General features: G+C 45.7%; 2 protein-coding genes. One reads left to right on the forward strand and one right to left on the reverse strand.

The window, feature by feature from the left end; all coding sequences use genetic code 11:
- Positions 1-10: 10 nt before the first annotated feature.
- Positions 11-529, forward strand: coding sequence for a tryptophan transporter TrpP (trpP, locus tag ACWHAR_RS25060; protein ID WP_003233236.1), 519 nt, complete (start codon positions 11-13; stop codon positions 527-529).
- A 74-nt stretch (positions 530-603) separates the two neighbouring features.
- On the opposite strand, the gene ACWHAR_RS25065 is transcribed toward trpP, so the two are convergent.
- On the reverse strand, positions 604-795 hold the full coding sequence (locus ACWHAR_RS25065) for a hypothetical protein (protein ID WP_003233238.1): 192 nt from the start codon (positions 793-795) through the stop codon (positions 604-606).
- Between the last annotated feature and the right edge of the window lie 59 nt (positions 796-854).

Genomic DNA, 854 nt, shown 5'->3' on the forward strand with positions numbered 1-854 from the left:
GAGCATAGTTATGAAAACAAAAGAGTTAGTCATTATGGCTCTGTTTGCCGCAATCGGCGCAGCGCTTCATTCCATTATTCCGCCCTTTTTAGGCGGCATGAAACCAGATATGATGCTGATCATGATGTTCATGGGCATTCTGCTGTTCCCGCGGGTGCAAAATGTACTCGTCATCGGGATTGTGACCGGAATCATTTCCGCGCTTACAACCGCGTTTCCAGCCGGACAGATCCCTAACATCATTGATAAACCCGTATCAGCGTTTCTGTTCTTCTCCCTGTTTCTCTTGTTCAGAAAGAGCCGAAAAACAGGTGCAGCCGCTGTGCTGACAGTGATCGGGACCATCTTATCAGGAATTGTGTTTCTATCGTCAGCTTTATTGATCGTCGGTTTGCCGGGCGGTTTCGCCGCATTGTTCGCGGCTGTTGTTCTGCCGGCTGCTGTGCTGAATACAATCTCAATGATCATTATTTATCCGATTGTGCAAACCATTTTAAGGCGTTCAAGCTTTATGGAAGCTGCTAAATAATTGTCACACAAAACCTCTTCCGCTTCCGGGAGAGGTTTTTTTGAAACAGAGCGCCCGCAGCATGTCAGCATGTTTTAAGCGAGGAGTTTTGTGAAAAAGATAAGACATAGTGTAAAGGCGGTTCCGGTTGAACAAACAAGCGCTTTCTGCCGGATAACCCTCTTGGGCGGATAAGAAGCAGCCTGGCTGAGAAGTTTGATATAGTAAACAGCGCCTGAAGCGAAGGCAAGGGTGATGCAGGATAATACAATCAAAAAGACAGACAACCTTCTCCCTCCTTTTCACTTAAAAAATATGCTAAAATAAAGCAAGCTATGTATAGAAG

This window comes from Bacillus sp. LR--39 (assembly GCF_053613335.1).

Coding starts and splice junctions, on each gene's coding strand:
- trpP (WP_003233236.1), top strand. CDS start 11: ATGAAAACAAAAGAGTTAGTCATTATGGCTCTGTTTGCCGCAATCGGC.